Here is a 977-nt window from a genome sequence, read left to right on the forward strand (position 1 = left end):
TCGTCATTGACGATGACGCCGTCGCGCAAAATGCCGTCATGGCCGTGACTGGTAAAAGGGTCGAGCGCGGCGTCTGTGATGATGCCGATTTCTGGAACGGCGGCCTTGATGGCCCTTGTGGCGCGGTTAATAACGTTTTCCGGGTCGAGAATGTGCGAGCCGGTCTGGTCGCGCCGGTCGATTTCGATGTTCGGGAAGGTGGCGATCGCCGGGATGCCGAGCTTCGCCGCGCGCTCGGCTTCCTTCACGGCAAGGTCGAGCGTCAGGCGGTAAACACCCGGCATCGCGGGGATTTCTTCCCGGCGGTTTTCGCCTTCTATGACGAAGATCGGCCAGATCAGATCGTCCACCGTCAGCCGGTTTTCCTGGACCAGCCTGCGCGACCAGTCGGCCTTGCGCATGCGGCGCAGGCGGCGGCTGCCGGTGATTTCGTCGACCGAGCGGCTGCCGGCGGGCCTTGCGGGGGTGAATCTGTTCATCAGTGATCTCCGGATGCCGGTTTCTAGCATGGCCAGGCGTTCATCACCAATGCGGCAGCTTGTGCCAGCCGCTATCGCGGCGCCGTTGCCCGGAACGCGGTTTCCTTCGCTCTGGCCGGTCACGACAGCTCTTGCTTGATAGAGCGCGTCGAGATTTTGCGCTGAGGCAGGGCCTGCCAGGGACTAAAGGACGCCCCAGACAATCATCCAGGCAATGCGCAAGATATCAAGCATACCCCTCCCCTCCAAACTGCCATTGACGCATCGGTCCGCCCTCCTTTAGCACTGAACCCCGACCAGGCTCGCAAAGGACTTTTGCAACGATGGATTTTGGCGGCGGCGATGAGATCCGTTTCGAGCGGAGCGGCAAGGCCGGCATCGTCACGCTGACCCGCCCGAAGGCGCTGAACGCCGTCACCCACCGCATGGTCCGGGCGTTGAGCGCGGCGCTTGCGGCGTGGGAAGCCGATCCAGGCGTGGCGGGGGGGGGGATCAAGG

1 protein-coding gene and 1 pseudogene are annotated in these 977 nt (G+C 63.5%); one reads left to right on the forward strand and one right to left on the reverse strand.

Annotation, left to right across the window (positions count from 1 at the left end; translation table 11 throughout):
- Nucleotides 1–479, reverse strand: a pseudogene (locus MAXJ12_RS14930) (porphobilinogen synthase); the annotation flags it as partial.
- Nucleotides 480–802: 323 nt separating this feature from the next.
- Here MAXJ12_RS14930 and MAXJ12_RS36785 point away from each other — a divergent pair.
- Nucleotides 803–977: enoyl-CoA hydratase/isomerase family protein (locus MAXJ12_RS36785; protein WP_008836739.1), on the forward strand; the 175-nt coding region annotated here is incomplete at its 3' end.

The organism is Mesorhizobium alhagi CCNWXJ12-2, from assembly GCF_000236565.1.
Taxonomy (GTDB): Bacteria; Pseudomonadota; Alphaproteobacteria; order Rhizobiales; family Rhizobiaceae; genus Allomesorhizobium; species Allomesorhizobium alhagi.